Here is a 17,028-nt window from a genome sequence, read left to right as displayed (position 1 = left end):
TTAATAATTAAATGGGGTCGCAAAATCAAAAATAAGGGTAATGCTTGTATCACAGTTTAAATGTGCAACAGCTTAACGTGGAACCAAATCGGGCATCCGTCGCAGCCAATCCGAAATTAAATCCTCAACGAAGCGCTCGTAAATAGCATACAATCGGGTTACAACAGCAGAGCGATCGTAAATTTCCCACTCCTTTTCGCTAGGAATTACCTTTATTAATGCGGCAAATTCAGGATTTTTGGCCAACTTCTGTTTATTTAAACTGTCTCGAAATACGATTCTTCTAAGTCGATGATTAGTCTTGATTATCGCACGAACAGTTGAAATTTTGACACTAGCTTTCTCGATCAGCTCCTCAAACATCGCAAGTTATTCTCCGATAACTTGCGAAAGCATTTCGTCAAATATTCCGAGCCGCTCCTGAATCTCTGCTTTACTTGTTCCACCTGCTGTCAAAAGACGAGCTTCCGGTTGGTTAAAGAGGTTTTTTGTTTCTTCAATAACTCGATTTTGCAAGTTTTTAGAAAAAAATTTATGGGCATCCGGTAATCGCTTGCTAAAACCAAGCATAGTCACATCATAATAGGAGCGATTGGATTGTTCAGACCAAGTTTGAGATTGAGGATCGAATGGTTTAAATAAATGCTTTCCGTAAACTTTATGTGCTAATTTAATAGTTTCTATAAAAGTATCTTCCAGAAATTTTCTCTCGTAATTGGTGAATTTTAAGCTTTTCGTCATATATAAGTCTAAAAACTCTGGCATTTCCATTTGATAATGTTCTATATTCCTTAGGGCAAAAAAACGCAAAACTAATTCAGCATCTTCCATATTTGCATAAATACTATTTGTTTCTAATTCTCGGATTTTATCGTCTTTTGGAATTCCCCAAGCTTCAGCAAATATTGGAGTACGCGCTAATTTTAGCAACAGTTCATTGAACTTACCAGGATATAAAATATTTCTTTTTTCCTGATGGCTGAAGTTTAATCTGGCAGCATTTAGACGTTCAAAAGTTTTTTGCTTGAGGAACTTGTCCGCTTCCGGATTGGAGGTTTGTTCGGCAAGAATAACGATCGATGATATGGAACGGCGATCGAGATTAGCTCTAATTTTTAGAGGAAGTCTGTTGTAGGTATGTCCGTTTAATTCCGGTAAAATTTCCAGCCCAGTCAGTTTGAGTTTGTTTTCATAAAACTCCTGAATAGCGAATATTCGTTGCTGACCGTCCAAGACTTCATGAGGTTTGAAATCTTGTTTATACAGAATTATTGAAGGTACGGGAATATTGAGAATAAATGACTCAATCAATCTCGATTTCATCGTGGCATCCCAACGCGCCCTTCTTTGGTAAAAAGACCGCAGTTTTATATAACCAGACATCTTTAATGATTCGACAAGGCGGGGAAGTTTTTCACGATCTATCTCGGTAATTATTGATGTTTCTTGGAACTGGTAGTGCTGATTTGTCGATCGCTCTGACATTTTATTGGGTGTGTTTGCTGGCAAACTCTTCCACATCTTTTTTTCAAATGGTGCGAGCTGCATTTCCGTAGTCTCCCTAAGCACAACTTGTTAATAATTATAGCATTTTCAGGATTAGCCGATAGACTCAAATCTAGCAAACTAGCTATCGCCAACTATCTCCACAGAATATCGATCGCCCTTACCCGATCGCAAAATCCGATTTTATGGCAAAATTAGCCTAGACTGAAATATGAAAGCTAGCGATCGGGCAAGCTGTAGCGAATGTTGCCCTCGTGAGTCCTGACTTCGTTTTTCCCGTTTACCCCGGTTATAAAATCCGGTTTGTGAGCGTATTAGTCCGTAATCCTTGATTTAGTATGTAAATTCATGAACGTACAAATTACAGATTTGCGTGCAGTTGACGAACCAAAGATTCAACAGGTAGCTAGATTAATAGTTGAAGGTTTTAAAGAGCATTGGCCCGATGCTTGGCCCGATCTAAATTCTGCTTTGCAAGAAGTGCAAGAATCTTTTGGAGCCGATCGCATCAGTCGAATTGCTGTCGGCGACAGCAATCAAGTTTTGGGATGGATTGGTGGGATTAAACAGTATGACGGTAATGTTTGGGAACTGCACCCGCTGGTAGTGAGAACAGAATTTCGCGGACAAGGAATTGGTCGATCGCTCGTAGCTGATTTAGCAGCAGAAGCTAAAAACCGGGGAGGGCTCGTGCTGTGGGTGGGTACCGACGACGAAGACAATCAAACAAGTCTTTCAGGCATCAATCTTTATCCTAACGTTTGGGAACACATCGCCAAAATTAGAAACTTGCGCGGTCATCCCTACGAATTTTATCAAAAAATGGGTTTTGCGATCGTCGGAGTCATGCCCGACGCGAACGGAATTGGCAAGCCAGATATTTTCATGGCAAAGCGGCTGTAAAGTTTAATGTAGGTTTTAAATTTACTGACTGGTGGCTTGGCAATTCAACACTTAGCAAAATTAGTTGTTGAAAGTTTCCCACAAAATCGGTCTAGTCTGGACGTGCGAACCCCGTTCGAGGGTCACTAATAAACAAACCCAGAACTAACGAATTCATCACCGTATCCCAGACAGGAGTCAAACGCTCTGCATCGTCAACCCAGTAATCAAAAGTAATCAAACACTGAACATTAGAACCCAATCCAATACAGATTCGCGAATAAGCTTCCCGCTGCTCTGGAGGGTCGATAAACTTAAATTCAGTCCAAACAATGCGGGCAGTTTGCCGCTTCAATTGGATAATTTCGCCAGGAGCGATCGGATTCCGCGTATCATCTTCAACTACCTTCTGTAATAGCGGCACCAGCGGAAAATCTGCCCAGTTACCAGGTGGTAGCAAATTAAACGAAACCTCCAAACGACAATCATCATCCGGCGGCTTTTTATCCGTAAATCGGAACGAGTTAGTATCCGGTTCAAAATGCCAATCTTCCGGGACATCAAAGCGGACTGCACCTCTTCCTGCTACAAAAATTCGAGTTCCAGGCTTTGACTTCCAATTGTGGTCTTCTTTGAGCTCTAGGGTTTCTTTGAGCCATTCTTGCTTTTTACGCTTAGACATAAACAGAACACCAAATTGCTGCTAATGTGTAGTTTGAGACTTGGCAAACACATTTTAACTCTATTTTGCTCGCCGTTTGCTCAAAGATAACAATCCTTACAAAAATTATGAATTCCTCTCTTCTCTATTCCTCTGTGCTCTCTGCGCCTTTGCGGTAAAAAATAATTTCTTTCACAATTTGCTAACTTTTATTTTTCACTCTTGGGAATCACATACCTAATTCCGCCTTTATTCCCAGCCGCATCGCCCTTGTAACGAGGGATCACATGAATAGCCGCGTGAGTGCGACTTTGACCAGCCTGTTTATTAATATTTATTCCCACATTAAACCCGTCAGGATGAAATTCTTTACTTAATATCTCTTGTACCTTATTAGCCATAAACCAGCAAGCCGATTGCTCTCGAAACGGCAGTTCAAAATAATTAGCAACGTGACGCTTGGGGATGATTAAAACATGACCTTTGCTGGCGGGATAACCGTCAAACATCGCATAAGCTGTTGCTGATTCAGTTAGCAAAATTAGGTTTTTATACGGATTGCAGAATATGCAGTTATTAGTAGAATTTCTTTGATGGTTGTAATGCACGTATTGGTAAATTTCGCAATACTCATCTAGGTGAACTGGCTTAAAGGGAAGTTTGACAATGCACTGATATGTAGGTTTTTTGTGGACATAATGTTCTCGAAAGCCTTCTTTTTTGATATCCCTTCTCACCGCAAAATACGCATTCCCTCCTGGTTTCAACAGGTGCGACACTTCCATCAGGACATTAGCTTGTTCTTCAGGAAACAAAACATTCAAAACATAAAAACAAATGATTGTGTCGAATTTATCTTCGGGTAATTCCGGGAAATAATAAGGGTCATAACCCGTAATATCTAAGCCTTTTTGCTGCAACAATCTCACATCGCTGCCGAAGCCGCACCCAAAATCTAAGACTTTGCCTTGCAGCAAGTTTTTATCCAATAAAAATCTTGCCGGAAATGACAGATAAATTCTTTCGATTGCCGTCAGGTGGCTGAATTTATTTTGTTGCTTTTTCATGGCGGCATAAATTTGATTTTAATCGATATTTTTCAGTCCGCGCACCATCCGGACGAGACTTTTTGTAAGAGCGATTTCAATATCCGAATGTTATCTAAAAATTTTATCATTATTGCAGTTTGGCGATCGCCCCTTTTTCCACCAACACCTTACCAGTCACCAAATCCCGCACCGTCGCCAACAAAACCCGCCTCTCATCCACCTCAAAACTCACCGAAACCCTGTCAATTCCCAATACCCCGGGCGGATTCAAATGCGCTACGCAAACCTGCTGGTGGTGGCTTTCCAGAGACCGAAAATCCGTTTTTTTGTTGAGCAAGCTGCTCGTCATTTGCCCTTTTTCGTTAAAAATAACCTCCGCTTGCGATACCTCTGCAACTTCCCCAATATCTAACCGAATTTCCCTTTGCGCTTCAATTGCCACTTGCAGCGTCAACTCTTCGGAACTTTGACAGGGATACTTCATTTCCTTGCTAAATATGGGCGAATAAGCATAAGCTTTAGCATAAGGTTCCCAGAGGCGAATTGCATAGCTGTGGCGCAAATAATCGTCAACACTCGCTAATTGTGTCAAGGCTAAAGCACCGTGCGCCACTGCTTCAAAAGGCTTGTCTCTTTGGACTTTTTGCCGCCCAAAATACGAAACCACTAAATTAGATACAGCCGGGATTAAAGAAGTTCCTCCTACCAGCAAAACCTGTTCGATATCTGCTTTGCCGATACCTTTTCCCATTGCAATACTCAGCACTTCATCTAAACTTTCCCGCAACTGTTCTAACAACTGCCTAGATTCCAGAATTTCCTCAAGCTTGTCTCGGTTTAGCTGCAAGTCGTAAGACATAAAATTTTCATCGTCAAACCAGCTTTCCTTCGCCTCATTAACTTGAGAAAGTTGAATTTTTAACTTTTCCGCTATTTCTAATAAGTTTTGCCAGCCAATTGGGCCGACTTCTGCCCGCGACGAACCAATTTGCCGCAAATAATCTTCGACAATCCAGATGTCAATATCTTCGCCCCCGACATAAGCATCGGATTTTGCTAACACTTCGGCACACATTAAATTTGGACTTTTAGATTGGCTATTTTTGACTGATGAAGGAGGGGCTGTGCGAACCAAACTTAAATCTAAAGTTCCGCCGCCAAAATCAACTACTAAAACTAGAGAACCGGGGCGTTTTACTGCATATCCCAGGGCGGCGGCTGTGGATTCATCTATTACCTGAATTTCCGCAACTCCCAAATTTTCTCCTAAGTCGCGAAACCAATCTAGATATCGCTCAAATGCTCCTACGGGGACTGTAAAAATTACTTTGTCTGGCTGTATGTTTTGTAAATATAATTGTTTCCAAATAGTTGTGATAAACTGTTCTGCTACTGATTCGGGTGTGTAGGTTTCGCCGTCGATATTGCGGGGCGGCGGCTGAAAGTCGGCAGCTAAATTGCGTTTAAAAGCTTTGAAAAAACGGTCTGGCTGGGATTGTCCCAAACGCTGCGATCGCACTTTTTCTCCCAACACTAACTCGCCGGCTTTTTTCACAAATACTAAAGTAGGCACTACAGATATTTCTCGCACCTCTCCGCTCGAATTATTGGTTTTAAAAATGCGGGACATCTCGCCCAATCTCAAAGTTTCTGGTGTTTGCGTATCCGGGTTGAGAATGCAGACAACCGTGTTGCTGGTGCCGAAGTCAATGGCAACTGTAGTCATGTTGATTTAAAATTTTAAATTTAATTTTTCATTCCCGCTGGCAGGGTGCGACTAACTTTAGCAGGAGTAAGAATGCGTTCTCCCTCCCGATAGCCGACAAACCGAATATAAACTAATTCTCCTTCGGTTATATCCTCAACATCCGGCTGGTGCAACTGCGGATTGTAAGCAGTTTGTTCCCACGCAGAACCGATTGTTTGAAAATCCCAGCTTGACAAGAGATTTTCTAAGGGAGTAAACAAAGCTGAGAGATTTTTGGCTGGCATATCCGGCTTGGCTTCTGCCATTTTGCGGGCGGCTGGATAGTTAGTTAACAAAGTTTGCAACTGTTCAAAGGTAGCGCGGCGAAAATCCGCAGTTAGTTGAGCTTTTTGCTGCTGCAGTTCTTCTCGCAGCCGCAAACACTGCTGCCTTAATTCTTCAATTTCGGTGGGATTAGTTGTGATTGTAGCCGATGTGGGCAGCGCGCTCAAAGTGCGATCGAACTCTTGAAAATTCAAATTCAGCACTGTTGCCAGCCGCCTCAGTTGGTTTACGGTGAGTTTTCCCACGTCTCCCTGCCGCACTAAACGTACCCCGTAGCGACTTAAGCCTGCTTTTTCGCCTAAGTCTTGCCAATCGAGAATGTCTAGCTGATTCATGCGTTCCCGCAGAATTTTATCGTACTTAAACTCGATCGCATCTCCCGCCTCAGATGCAGCATAAACGTACACTAAAATTAGAAAAATGCCCCCGATAGCTAGCGCGAAGCTGAAGGCAGGCACTGTTGTTACATCAACTGTTGCACCGAGAAGATAGAACATTGTTAACTCTTCTAAACTTGTTTTAAAGTCTGCGTTTGTTCAACGCTCAAGTTTTCTTCGCCTTGGTAGTATTCTGGCAGCAAGTCTTGAGATTCTACTTTGCCGAGGGCTTTTTCAATTCCGGCGGTGGTTTCGGTGCAACTAGAACCGGTGGCGTTGAGGACGGTTTCGGTAATTTTGCCGTCTTTGCCGATGCGGTATTCTATTTGGCGGTATTCTGCCATAATTCTTCCTCTTGGTTTAAGGCTTGAGTGTTGAGTGTTGAGTGTTGAGTTATATTATAGATTCTATTTACCAATTATTCTAATGAATTTTTGTAGCGACAATGCAACCGGGGTTTCGCCGGAGATTATGGCTGCGATTGCAGCGGCTAATTGCGGTGCTGTGATGTCTTACGGAGATGATGAATATACACAGCGTTTGCAAGTTAAATTTTCGGATTTGTTCGAGACATCGGTGACTATTTTTCCGGTAGCAACCGGTTCGGCTGCTAATGCTCTTGCCCTTGCGGTTGTTACTCCTCCTTACGGCGCTGTTTACTGTCACGCGGCATCTCATATTAATGTAGATGAATGCGGCGCGCCGGAGTTTTTTACAGGCGGTGCAAAGTTAGTTACACTAACAGGAAATCATGGTAAAATAGAGGCAGAGACTTTAGGAAAAATACTCGATCGCGCTGGTGCAGGTGTCGTCCATCACGTACAGCCCGCAGCCGTCAGCATCACTCAAGCAACGGAAGCTGGCACAGTCTACAATCCAGCAGAAATTTCCCACATTTCGGAAGTAGTTCGGGCTCACAATTTGCACCTGCACATGGATGGAGCTCGCTTTGCCAATGCTGTCGCAAGTCTTGGCTATTCTCCTGCTGATATCACTTGGCGCGCCGGTGTAGATATTCTCTCGTTTGGAGCGACAAAAAACGGCGCAATGGCTGCGGAAGCTGTGGTATTTTTTAATCAAGAATTAGCAAAAACTTTCCCTTTTTACCGCAAGCGCAGCGGGCATCTTTTCTCGAAAATGCGGTTTTTGTCGGCACAGTTGGAAGCGTATATAACGGATAATTTGTGGCTGAAGAATGCGGCTCATGCAAATAATATGGCAGCCAAATTAGCCGAAGGTTTGGCGGGAGTTGAGGGAGCTAAGTTTTGCCATCGAGTTGAAGCCAACGAGATTTTTATTCAACTTCCCGAATCGATAATTACAGCGGTTTTAGCTGAGGGCTTTCTGTTTTATCGGTGGGATGAATGTACTATTAGACTGGTAACGGCTTTTAATACTTTGGAAGCGGATGTTATTGCTTTCGTGGAAGCGGTTAAACGACATCAGTAATTATTTCCTAAGGGCGGGTTTTACGAATAATATCTGACGAATACCAACAATCTAGATAAACCCGCCACCACAACAGATAACTCACATCAACATTAAATTTGGCTCGAATGCGGAAAATCTACATTCTGATTTTTCGTTTGATGGGGGCGGGCTTGAGAGATTGCTGGTTATTTACCATTATTGTTTGTGAAACCCGTACCTACAATTTAATAGATTGAGAAACAGGTTCGGCAACTGCGGCTAGTTCGGGTTCAACTTCTTCGAGATGTGCTTCTAAAAGCGCGAGATTTCTCATGTTTGATTTATAAAAAGCATCGAAGATATCTCCGACTAAAGGTACTGAACCCACAACTGCTTCTAAACCGATATTGTAAATCATTTTCCCTAGAGTTTTTTGGGGAATGTTGAATTGAGTTGCTAAGTAAATTAGGTATGCGGAAAATGCGGTATCTACGATATCCCCAGCACCCGGAACTAAACCGATAATGGGATCTAAACCAATGCGAAATTTGGTGCCGGGGATGCCAATGGCGGTATCCATCAGGCGGCTGAGTTTGCGGATGCGGTTGAGGGTGGCGAGACGCTCTATGTTGTTCATATTATTATTGTTGAACTAGGTTGAAAATTTGAAATCTGTCGGAAGACGGAAAAAAAACATCTAGAAACCGCTCATTTTCCATCTTCGCTAATATGCTGAATTCCCCATTCGTGCATGGCATTAATAATCGGTTTGAGACTTTCACCCAAAGGCGTTAGCGAATATTCAACTTTTGGCGGCACTTGCAGGTAAATTTCCCGATGCACGATCGCGTCTGATTCCATTTCGCGCAGTTGCTGCGTCAGCATCTTCTGAGTAATGCCGTTGACAGCTCGTTGCAGCTCGTTAAAACGCTTCACTCCTTGAAACAACTCCCGCAGAATCAAGACTTTCCAGCGCCCGCCAATCACCTCTAGAGTGCGTTCTACAGGGCAATTTGCTCGATCGACTTTTACTTCTTGGACTTGCATAGTATCTTTTTGGTAAGTACCGCACTTTTAAGTGCGTACTATCCATAATAGCTTGACTCGGTTTAAAATAAAAACATCAAAGAAACACCGGATAAATTTCACTGAGGATTCAGAAAATGATTACCATCAGAAAAAGTGAAGCGAGAGGACACGCAAATCACGGTTGGCTCGACAGTTACCACACATTTTCTTTTGCCGGCTATTACGATCCAAATTATATGAATTTTCGATCTTTGCGCGTAATTAATGAGGATTTTGTTAGTCCCGGCAAAGGTTTCGGCACTCACGGACACAGCGACATGGAAATCATTACTTATGTACTGGAAGGAGCATTAGAACACAAGGACAGTTTGGGTACCGGTGCAGTGATTAAACCCGGTGAAGTGCAGCGGATGAGTGCAGGTACGGGTATCCAGCACAGCGAGTTCAATAGCTCGCAAACAGACCCGGTTCATTTGCTGCAAATCTGGCTGTTACCCGATACAAAAGGCTTGCAGCCGAGTTACGAGCAGCGGGAGTTTCCCCTAGCAGAAAGGCACGGAAAACTGCGCTTAGTGGCGGCGCGAGATGCTAGAGATGGTGCTGTCAAAGTCCATCAAGATGTTGATTTGTATGCGGCTGTTTTGGATAAAGACTCGCGGGTTTCTCATGCTTTCCAGCCAAATCGTCATGCTTGGGTGCAAGTGGCTCGCGGCTCGGTTTTGCTCAACGGTTTGACTTTGAAAAATGGCGACGCTGCGGCCGTTAGCGGTGAGTCTGAGGTGGTGATTGAAGCGGCTGCAGATGCTGAATTTTTGCTGTTTGATTTGGCATAAAATGGGGCAGCCTAGATATTAAGTAAGGTGCACATTGTGCACCCTACTTAGTGATGGATAATCTGCGCCTTGCACACCCTACTAAGGGTGGGTTACTACTTAGGAAATAAGTAAATAGGAGGAAGACCGTAAATTTTATTTGTGGTACTTTTGCTAAGGCTAAGTGTTTAGGATAAATTTTTATGCAAGAAAACCCGATCGCCAGAAAGCATCTTATTTGGAGCCTCATCACTGGTTTAGCAGTCGGCGCGATCGCGGGCGCACCCATCGGCTGGATGGCTAATGGGTATTATTCCGAGCAGCGTTTGGCTCAAATTCTGATTTGCCGAGAAAAGAATAGAGATCAGCCAGTTGCGATTGTTGAGTCTAGGTGCGGTTCCCGATTCTAAATTTTTCTGCTAGTCAGAGGGCTGTGTCAAATATTTTTAGGCTTGTGCGAATGTCGAAAGTTCGATCGCGCAGGCGTTTTGGCGTTATCAACCGTGAATATGCCACAAACCGGAAAAGTTATCCGTCTGTTGATATGTGGGTATGTTAAATTTACACAATAATGAATTACAGCAGAACAATTCCGGCTATTTTGAGTGCTACGATCGCTCTGAGTTCGATCGCCCTCATCCCGCTCACATCACCTCAAATTGCCCTAGCATTAACCGCCGACAAAGTTAAAACCGTTGCCCAAGAAATTACGGTTCGCATCCAGGGGCCAAAAGGCGGTTCAGGAGTAATTTTAGAGAAACACGGCAGCACATACTATATTCTCACTAACTGGCACGTTGTCGATAAAGCCGGCGATTACGAGGTTGTAACTCCTGACGGCAAAGCTCACTCTGTATACTACAGCCTCGTGCGGCGAGTGCCGGGGATGGATTTAGCCGTCGTACCCTTCAGCAGCACCCAAAGCTACCCCCTGGCTCAATTAGCCAATTCCGCAGCAACTAAGGGAAACAAGGCTTATGTGGCTGGCTGGCCGATATCCGGCGGTTCTCTGAGACAACCGATTTTCATCGCCACGGAAGGTCAGCTTACCGGCCGCCAAACTCCCTGGAACGGCTATACTTTGGTCTACAATAACTTAGTGAGAGCGGGCATGAGCGGCGGGCCGGTGCTCGACGATGCAGGGCGAGTTGTCGCAATTAACGGCATTGTCAGGTTAGAGGACAACTCTGATAAAATCGTGGCGGCGGGAATAGAAATTAATACTTTCATGAAATGGCGATCGACTATTTCGCTGCCAGTAGTTCCCCAATCTCCTACTGCCGGAAACCAGAAAACTCCGGCGAATAATCCGCCCCGCACGCCCGCAAGTGCGATCGCCTTTGCTGCTACCAATACCCTCAAAGGGCCTTCGGAAGTTGTCAGTTCCCTTGCCCTAGCTTCAGCTTATTTTACTACAGGAAATAGCAACGGCACAATCTCAGTTTGGAATTTTCCCAGCGGGCAATTAAAAACTACCCTGCAAGGTCACACGGAAGCCGTAAACGCACTGGCAGCGAGTGCGGATGGCAAGGTGTTAGCTAGCGGCAGCGACGACAAAACCGTGAAAATTTGGAATTTAGAAACTGGCGCGGTTGTACGCACTTTAAGCGGGCATTCCAATGCAGTTTCGAGCGTTGCCGTTAGTCCTGATGGTCAATTTGTAGCCAGCGGTAGTTGGGACAAAACGATTAAGATTTGGAATGCGAAAACGGGGGAATTGCTGCGGACTTTGACTGGGCATTCTGGGTTGGTGAATGCAGTTGCAATCAGTCCTGATAGCAAAACTTTAGCTAGCGGCAGCAAAGACGGTTCTATTAAGTTCTGGAATTTAGCTACTGGTCAAGAAATTCGCACGATTAGCGGGAAAAACTTGTCGGTTTTGTCGCTAGCTTTTACTCCCGACGGCAAGAGTTTAGCGGCGGGAAACAGCAACGGCACTGTTGGGTTGTGGAATGCCGGAAACGGGCAGTTAATTCGGCGTTTAAGCGGGCATACTGACGGGGTTTGGTCGGTGGCTTTCAGTCGGGATGGCACTACGCTGGTTACTGGGAGTTGGGATAAGAGTGTGAGACTTTGGGATGTGCGATCGGGCGAATTGAGAGGTAATTTGAGCGGTCATGCTGGCTACGTTAGCGCTGTGGCTATTAGCGCAGATGGCAAGACTATTGTGAGTGCTGGTTGGTTGGGGGAAATTAAGATTTGGAAACGGGGGAGTTGAGAGTGCGATCGAATGTGCTACGATTTAATGAGAGCGTCATTGAACAACAAAAATAGTCACCAAAACTGTTTCGTCAAAAGGTGAAAAATGAGTACCTTAACAACTAAATTACCTACAGACACCTGGGTAGTAGCAACATGGGAAGAATTCATCGCGATGGCAGATGACCCAGCTTACAATAAAGCCAAATGCTACTACCGCAACGGACAAATGAGGATTGAAACTATGTCAGTAGGGCCTGATCATTCCCGAGATAATGCGATCGCACTTTTCGCAATTAATCTATTTTGTACTATCAAAGGTATTTCTCTTAACGGATTGGATAACTGTAGCTACAGGAAAACTGGAGTGCGAGAGTGTCAACCGGATGTATCATACTATATTGGAGAAAGAGCGCAATTAGCACCGAGGGGATCTTCGATCGCAAGTCTTGACGTTACCCCACCGCCCGATTTGGTCATAGAAGTTGCTGACTCTACTTTGGCGGATGATATTGGTGAAAAACGGTTGCTTTACGAAGAGCTAAAAGTGGCTGAATATTGGGTCGTAGACGTGCAGAAATCCCAAATTCTTGCCTTTGCTATTATTGCTGATAATGGCAGTCGGCGGATTGTGCGATCGGAAGTTTTGCCGGGATTAACTATTGCGGTGTTGGAAGAGGCTTTGCGGCGGAGTCGCACTGAAGATCAAGCACAGGTAGGGGCTTGGTTGTTGGCTCAATTTCAGCAGCAGTAATCCAAATAGAAAGCGATCGCCCTTACTCATTGGGAAAGGCAAGGCGAGCGCACTTTTTATAAAATCAGGATATTAATGCTTACTCACCTTCATCCAGTAAACTTTGAAGCATTGGAGTTAGAATTTTTACAACTGGATTATTTGTAAGCTCCATTACCGCTGCTACTCCACCCGCTTTCAAAGCTTTAAGTACCTTTTTTTTCACATCGGGCTGTTTTTCAATTTTTTCCATAGCTTTTGCAGCAACTGCTGATTTGTCAGCAACCGTTGTTGTTGGGTATGTCTGAGATAACTGATCTAAAAGGTGCTGGATTTCTTTTGCCGCCTCCGCAAGAGTTTGCCTTTGTTCAGGTGAGTAATTGTTGTTAATAGTAGCAGCTATTTGCTCAGCCTTAATGTTCTTGCTGAATGCAACACCTATTGATGCTTGACTTTGATCGATTTTGGGTTCTGACATAATATCTCCCTAGTAATCACTAACTATTGTTGTCTATTATTTATATTAGCACCTATTTGCCCAGTAATCGTGTTATTATCTGAAAAGGCAACACCAATTGAGGCTCTACTTTGGTCAATATTCGTACATGTATTGATAGATTTATCTTCGATGTTAACTACGTAAATTTCTTCGTCATTACTATCTAAAGCTTTATATAATGTTGAAACTACATCTTCCAAAAATTTCTCATCGCTGGCGATTTTTTTGTGATTCATGAGTAAAATGTTTACTTTATCTCCTGAAACAAAAGATACTTCAATCACATATTCTATTGTGAGAATTTCATAAGCTGGTGGCCGGGTTGCATTATAAATTAAAGACAGTATTATGAGTATAACTATTCCGATTACCCATGTTGGATTGAATTCTCTAAAAACCAAAAACAATCCCACTACACCCATAAAAATTATAAATTCAAATGGTACTACATTCTTGTTTTTTATTATGGAGATGCTGTCAGCTTCAGTAACTCTAAAGCCACTAATATTACGAACGAGATAGACAGCATTTCCTAATCTAACTGTTTTTCTGCTGAAATATAGTTTAGAGGCTTTGAGTAAAATAGTTTGGCGTTGAGGCTGAGTCCGAGCCATAATTTAAAGTTTTCAATTTACTTACTGACTAATGTAGCTTTTGGCATAATCAAATAAAAATTTAGTTTGTGGTTGGCTCAATTTCAGCAGCATTAATCGATGTAGCATAGCAAGCGATTGCTCAATTTATCTTAACTCCCCAAGCTAAACTACTAAATCTTCGATCGTGAACTTCAATAAGTCGCACAGGGCTTTGATCTGTGCTGGGTAAAGCTTGGGGACGTGTCTGTCGGTTTCCCAGTTGATGACTGTGGATTCCACCACGTTACACGCTCTTGCCACTTGTATTCGAGTCAAACCTAGACTTTCACGTCTTTCTCTTAGCTTTTGCCCCAGCGTCATTATCTGTCCCGTACTTAGTTCAGTTGATTATGCTTATTCAGTTGACTATATGTAGTTCGTGTCATAATCTAGAGACAGACACAAAGTCTAACAAAGGTCAAAAGCCAGTCCGCGCCCTCGACAAGCATTGAACTGGCTTTGGCTCCAACATTCAAATGGAGACAAATTTAATTATGCCCTACAAACAGCGCCTTAACAGGTGGTTGGTTGTTCGCCTGCTTCCCAATATGCAGCGAATCACTGTGGCCCACTTTTTCAGACATTCCGATGCTGACGGCTATCTGCGGATCGTCCGGCAGTTAATCCCCAAGGCTCAATTTGTGATTGTTTTTAATGCCGATATCAACCTAGAAACAGCGCCTAACAACATCAAAGGCAGCTAGTTGAGGGTTCGGTTAGGCACAGAATCTACTGGTAGGGTGCGTCAGTTGGTAGAGATTCCATGCACGTCGGCTAATCATTTCCGCGCTTCGCACCCTACTACCTAGCGTCTCGCTTCCAAGTACGATCGACACTTATGATAGATTTGGTTCTTGCCAGACTACACTGGAAGACAAAATCAAATTAAAAATTTCGCCATAAATTCGATCAACCCGCCGATCGGGCGGGACTCTCAACTTCGTGGAACAGGCGTACCGCCTGTGGTTGGCAAAGTAAATCTACAATCTAAAATCTAAAATTGCGTGACTTCTGACAAATGATTGAAGTAGAACACTTAAGCAAAACTTACGGTTCGACCGCAGCGATCGCGGACGTGTCTTTTTCGGTCGAATCGGGAGAAATTCTCGGGTTTTTGGGGCCAAACGGCGCGGGCAAAACCACAACGATGCGGATTTTGTCGGGATATTTGCCGGCCTCCAGCGGTACAGCCCGCATCGCCGGCATGGATGTTCACGAAAACTCCATGGCAGTCAGACAGCGCATCGGCTATCTGCCGGAAAACCCGCCACTGTATCCAGAAATGACTGTGGAAGGGTTTCTGTTTTTTGTGGCCAGGATCAAGCAAGTACCTGCGGGCGATCGCGCGCGACGAGTTACCTCCGCGATCGAACGCTGCGGCCTGGTTGATAAACGCAAAGTTTTAATCCGCAAGCTTTCTAAAGGATTTCGTCAGCGCGTCGGTATCGCCCAGGCGATCGTCCACGACCCACCAGTCATTATCTTAGACGAACCAACCGTCGGTCTCGACCCCCGACAAATCATCGAAGTCCGCAATTTAATCAAAAGCCTTGGCGGCCAGCACACAATTATCCTTTCCACGCACATTCTGCCGGAAGTCAGCATGACTTGTAACCGCGTTACCATCATCAATCGCGGTAAAATCGTCGCTGCGGGTAGTCCCGAAAATTTGATGGGAGAGTTGGCGGTGGGAGAGGGCTACGAACTCGAAGTCGAAGGCGAGGCAGATTTGGTAAACAGTCTGCTGTTGCCTTCTTTGGAAAATTTGCCAGGAGTTCGATCGATCGAATTGATTCCAAGCCAGCAATTTTTAGTGAATCGCTGCCGCTTGCGGGCGTTGTGCGAACCGGAAAGAGAACCCGGACGAGAAATTGCTACAGCTATCGTCGCCTCTGGATTTGGACTGTGCGAAATGCGCCGCTCTCGCGCTACTCTGGAAGATGTGTTTTTAAGGCTGACAGCGGCTGAAAAGAAACCGGAAGAAAATCTGGTTCACCGCGAACCGGAGGTCGCTCAAAATCTGCAAGAAGCCACAGTAATTCAAGACTTGATCGCGGATTCTCATCAATCGGAATCAGAACCAATTGCGGATTCTCATCAATCGGAATCAGAACCACTTGCGGACAATCTGCCAGTTTCAAATAAACCCGAGTCTCTCTATGATTCTCATTCCGCATCGGAACCAGTTGCAGAAACTGAAGAGTTGCTTTATGATTCTCATTCGGCATCGGAACCAGTTGCAGAAACCGTACAGCCGATCGAACTTTCTCCACCCGAATTAGAACCAGTTGCAGAAAGCGTAGAGTTGATTGAACATCCTCAACCAGAACCAGAACCAGTTGCAGAAACCGTACAGCCGATCGAACTTTCTCCACCCGAATTAGAACCAGTTGCAGAAAGCGTAGAGTTGATTGAACATCCTCAACCAGAATCAGAACCAGTTGCAGAAACCGTACAGCCGATAAAAGGGAAGCATCTCAGTTTGGGTGTCACAAGAACCCGAGCATCTTACTCTCTACAGATATCTAAACAAGCAAGCAGGATGCTCACTTTTGTAAAAAATGTTTTTTACAAAAGGGAGATACTCCCGATAGAACCTTCTCCACCAGCACCAGTTGTCGAAAATCTCGAAGTTTCACAAACCGTAGAGTCGATCGACTATTCTCAACCAGAATCCGAACCAGTTGTCGAAAGGCAAGAGTCGCTAGAGAATCCTCAACCAGAACGGATTGTTGAAAATCTAGAAGTTTCACACACAGTAGAGTCGCTAGAGCATCCTCAACCAGAACGGATTGTTGAAAATCTAGAAGTTTCACACACAGTAGAGTCGCTAGAGCATCCTCAACCAGAACGGATTGTCGAAAATTTAGAAGTTTCACACACAGTAGAGTCGCTAGAGCATCCTCAACCAGAACGGATTGTCGAAAATTTAGAAGTTTCACACACAGTAGAGTCGCTAGAGAATCCTCAACCAGAACCGATTGTTGAAACGCAAGAGTCGATCGACTATTCTCAACCAGAATCGGAACCAATTACAGAAACACCAGAGGAAATAAGCGATTTAGAACCAGGAATGCAGCCAGTGGTAGATTTTCTGGAAAGTGTAGAAAGACAAGAGTCGATAGAGCATTCTCAACCAGAACCGGTTGTCGAAAATCTGCTCATTGTCGAAACAGTAGAGTCGCTAGAACATCCTCAACCAGA

General features: G+C 44.1%; 19 protein-coding genes and 1 pseudogene. 8 read left to right on the top strand and 12 right to left on the bottom strand.

Annotated features, from left to right (window positions below):
• Positions 1-72: 72 nt before the first annotated feature.
• Positions 73-363 carry an MAE_28990/MAE_18760 family HEPN-like nuclease gene (locus tag QT994_RS25705; protein WP_333179626.1) on the bottom strand — a complete coding sequence of 97 codons (291 nt, stop codon included), beginning with the start codon at positions 361-363 and terminating at the stop codon, positions 73-75.
• 6 nt (positions 364-369) lie between these two features.
• A complete protein-coding gene (locus QT994_RS25700) occupies positions 370-1,548 on the bottom strand; it encodes a DUF262 domain-containing protein (RefSeq protein ID WP_333179624.1) in 1,179 nt (392 codons plus the stop codon).
• Positions 1,549-1,854: 306 nt separating this feature from the next.
• Between QT994_RS25700 and QT994_RS25695 the strand changes: the two genes are divergently transcribed.
• Positions 1,855-2,409 carry a GNAT family N-acetyltransferase gene (locus QT994_RS25695; protein WP_333179621.1) on the top strand — a complete coding sequence of 185 codons (555 nt, stop codon included), beginning with the start codon at positions 1,855-1,857 and terminating at the stop codon, positions 2,407-2,409.
• Positions 2,410-2,500: 91 nt separating this feature from the next.
• Here QT994_RS25695 and QT994_RS25690 read toward each other — a convergent pair whose 3' ends face one another.
• From QT994_RS25690 to QT994_RS25670, 5 genes are all read right to left on the bottom strand, one after another.
• The gene (locus QT994_RS25690) at positions 2,501-3,070 is read right to left on the bottom strand and encodes a hypothetical protein (protein ID WP_333179618.1); all 570 of its coding nucleotides are present in this window, start codon (positions 3,068-3,070) and stop codon (positions 2,501-2,503) included.
• Between the two features lie 188 nt (positions 3,071-3,258).
• Positions 3,259-4,116, bottom strand: coding sequence for a bifunctional class I SAM-dependent methyltransferase/HIT family protein (locus tag QT994_RS25685; protein WP_333179616.1), 858 nt, complete (start codon positions 4,114-4,116; stop codon positions 3,259-3,261).
• A gap of 109 nt (positions 4,117-4,225) precedes the next feature.
• Positions 4,226-5,824: an Hsp70 family protein gene (locus tag QT994_RS25680; RefSeq protein ID WP_333179614.1), complete on the bottom strand. Its 1,599-nt coding sequence runs from the start codon at positions 5,822-5,824 to the stop codon at positions 4,226-4,228.
• 20 nt (positions 5,825-5,844) lie between these two features.
• A complete protein-coding gene (locus tag QT994_RS25675; protein ID WP_333179612.1) occupies positions 5,845-6,627 on the bottom strand; it encodes an XRE family transcriptional regulator in 783 nt (260 codons plus the stop codon).
• 11 nt (positions 6,628-6,638) lie between these two features.
• Complete coding sequence (locus QT994_RS25670; RefSeq protein WP_172187871.1) at positions 6,639-6,851, bottom strand: DUF2997 domain-containing protein; 213 nt, start codon at positions 6,849-6,851, stop codon at positions 6,639-6,641.
• 82 nt (positions 6,852-6,933) lie between these two features.
• Between QT994_RS25670 and QT994_RS25665 the strand changes: the two genes are divergently transcribed.
• Positions 6,934-7,956: a beta-eliminating lyase-related protein gene (locus QT994_RS25665; RefSeq protein ID WP_333179608.1), complete on the top strand. Its 1,023-nt coding sequence runs from the start codon at positions 6,934-6,936 to the stop codon at positions 7,954-7,956.
• Positions 7,957-8,155: 199 nt separating this feature from the next.
• Here QT994_RS25665 and QT994_RS25660 read toward each other — a convergent pair whose 3' ends face one another.
• Together QT994_RS25660 and QT994_RS25655 are read right to left on the bottom strand one after the other, a co-directional pair.
• Positions 8,156-8,554, bottom strand: coding sequence for a DUF4112 domain-containing protein (locus tag QT994_RS25660; protein WP_333045539.1), 399 nt, complete (start codon positions 8,552-8,554; stop codon positions 8,156-8,158).
• A gap of 71 nt (positions 8,555-8,625) precedes the next feature.
• Positions 8,626-8,964, bottom strand: a complete 339-nt coding sequence (locus QT994_RS25655) for a winged helix-turn-helix transcriptional regulator (protein ID WP_006633569.1) — start codon at positions 8,962-8,964, stop codon at positions 8,626-8,628.
• 116 nt (positions 8,965-9,080) lie between these two features.
• Here QT994_RS25655 and QT994_RS25650 point away from each other — a divergent pair, with 116 nt between their 5' ends.
• The 4 genes from QT994_RS25650 (at position 9,081) to QT994_RS25635 (ending at position 12,711) form a co-directional block, all read left to right on the top strand.
• The gene (locus QT994_RS25650; RefSeq protein ID WP_333179606.1) at positions 9,081-9,779 is read left to right on the top strand and encodes a pirin family protein; all 699 of its coding nucleotides are present in this window, start codon (positions 9,081-9,083) and stop codon (positions 9,777-9,779) included.
• Between the two features lie 182 nt (positions 9,780-9,961).
• Positions 9,962-10,168 carry a hypothetical protein gene (locus tag QT994_RS25645; RefSeq protein ID WP_333045541.1) on the top strand — a complete coding sequence of 69 codons (207 nt, stop codon included), beginning with the start codon at positions 9,962-9,964 and terminating at the stop codon, positions 10,166-10,168.
• A gap of 161 nt (positions 10,169-10,329) precedes the next feature.
• The gene (locus QT994_RS25640; RefSeq protein ID WP_333179604.1) at positions 10,330-11,976 is read left to right on the top strand and encodes a WD40 domain-containing protein; all 1,647 of its coding nucleotides are present in this window, start codon (positions 10,330-10,332) and stop codon (positions 11,974-11,976) included.
• 87 nt (positions 11,977-12,063) lie between these two features.
• Complete coding sequence (locus QT994_RS25635) at positions 12,064-12,711, top strand: Uma2 family endonuclease (protein WP_333179600.1); 648 nt, start codon at positions 12,064-12,066, stop codon at positions 12,709-12,711.
• Between the two features lie 79 nt (positions 12,712-12,790).
• On the opposite strand, the gene QT994_RS25630 is transcribed toward QT994_RS25635, so the two are convergent.
• From QT994_RS25630 to QT994_RS25620, 3 genes are all read right to left on the bottom strand, one after another.
• On the bottom strand, positions 12,791-13,168 hold the full coding sequence (locus tag QT994_RS25630) for a hypothetical protein (protein WP_333179598.1): 378 nt from the start codon (positions 13,166-13,168) through the stop codon (positions 12,791-12,793).
• 23 nt (positions 13,169-13,191) lie between these two features.
• Complete coding sequence (locus QT994_RS25625; protein WP_333179596.1) at positions 13,192-13,803, bottom strand: hypothetical protein; 612 nt, start codon at positions 13,801-13,803, stop codon at positions 13,192-13,194.
• Between the two features lie 144 nt (positions 13,804-13,947).
• Positions 13,948-14,145, bottom strand: a complete 198-nt coding sequence (locus tag QT994_RS25620) for a helix-turn-helix transcriptional regulator (RefSeq protein WP_333179593.1) — start codon at positions 14,143-14,145, stop codon at positions 13,948-13,950.
• A 173-nt stretch (positions 14,146-14,318) separates the two neighbouring features.
• On the opposite strand from QT994_RS25620, the gene QT994_RS25615 reads away from it, so the two are divergent.
• Together QT994_RS25615 and QT994_RS25610 are read left to right on the top strand one after the other, a co-directional pair.
• Complete coding sequence (locus tag QT994_RS25615; protein ID WP_333179591.1) at positions 14,319-14,528, top strand: hypothetical protein; 210 nt, start codon at positions 14,319-14,321, stop codon at positions 14,526-14,528.
• Between the two features lie 314 nt (positions 14,529-14,842).
• Positions 14,843-15,794: pseudogene (locus QT994_RS25610) on the top strand (ABC transporter ATP-binding protein); the annotation flags it as partial.
• Positions 15,795-17,028: the final 1,234 nt, after the last annotated feature.

Origin of the sequence: Microcoleus sp. S13_B4, assembly GCF_036700885.1 — a bacterium.
Lineage (GTDB): Bacteria > Cyanobacteriota > Cyanobacteriia > Cyanobacteriales > Microcoleaceae > Microcoleus.
Note: the sequence above shows the minus strand (reverse complement) of the source record. Positions and strands in the feature narration are given on the sequence as shown.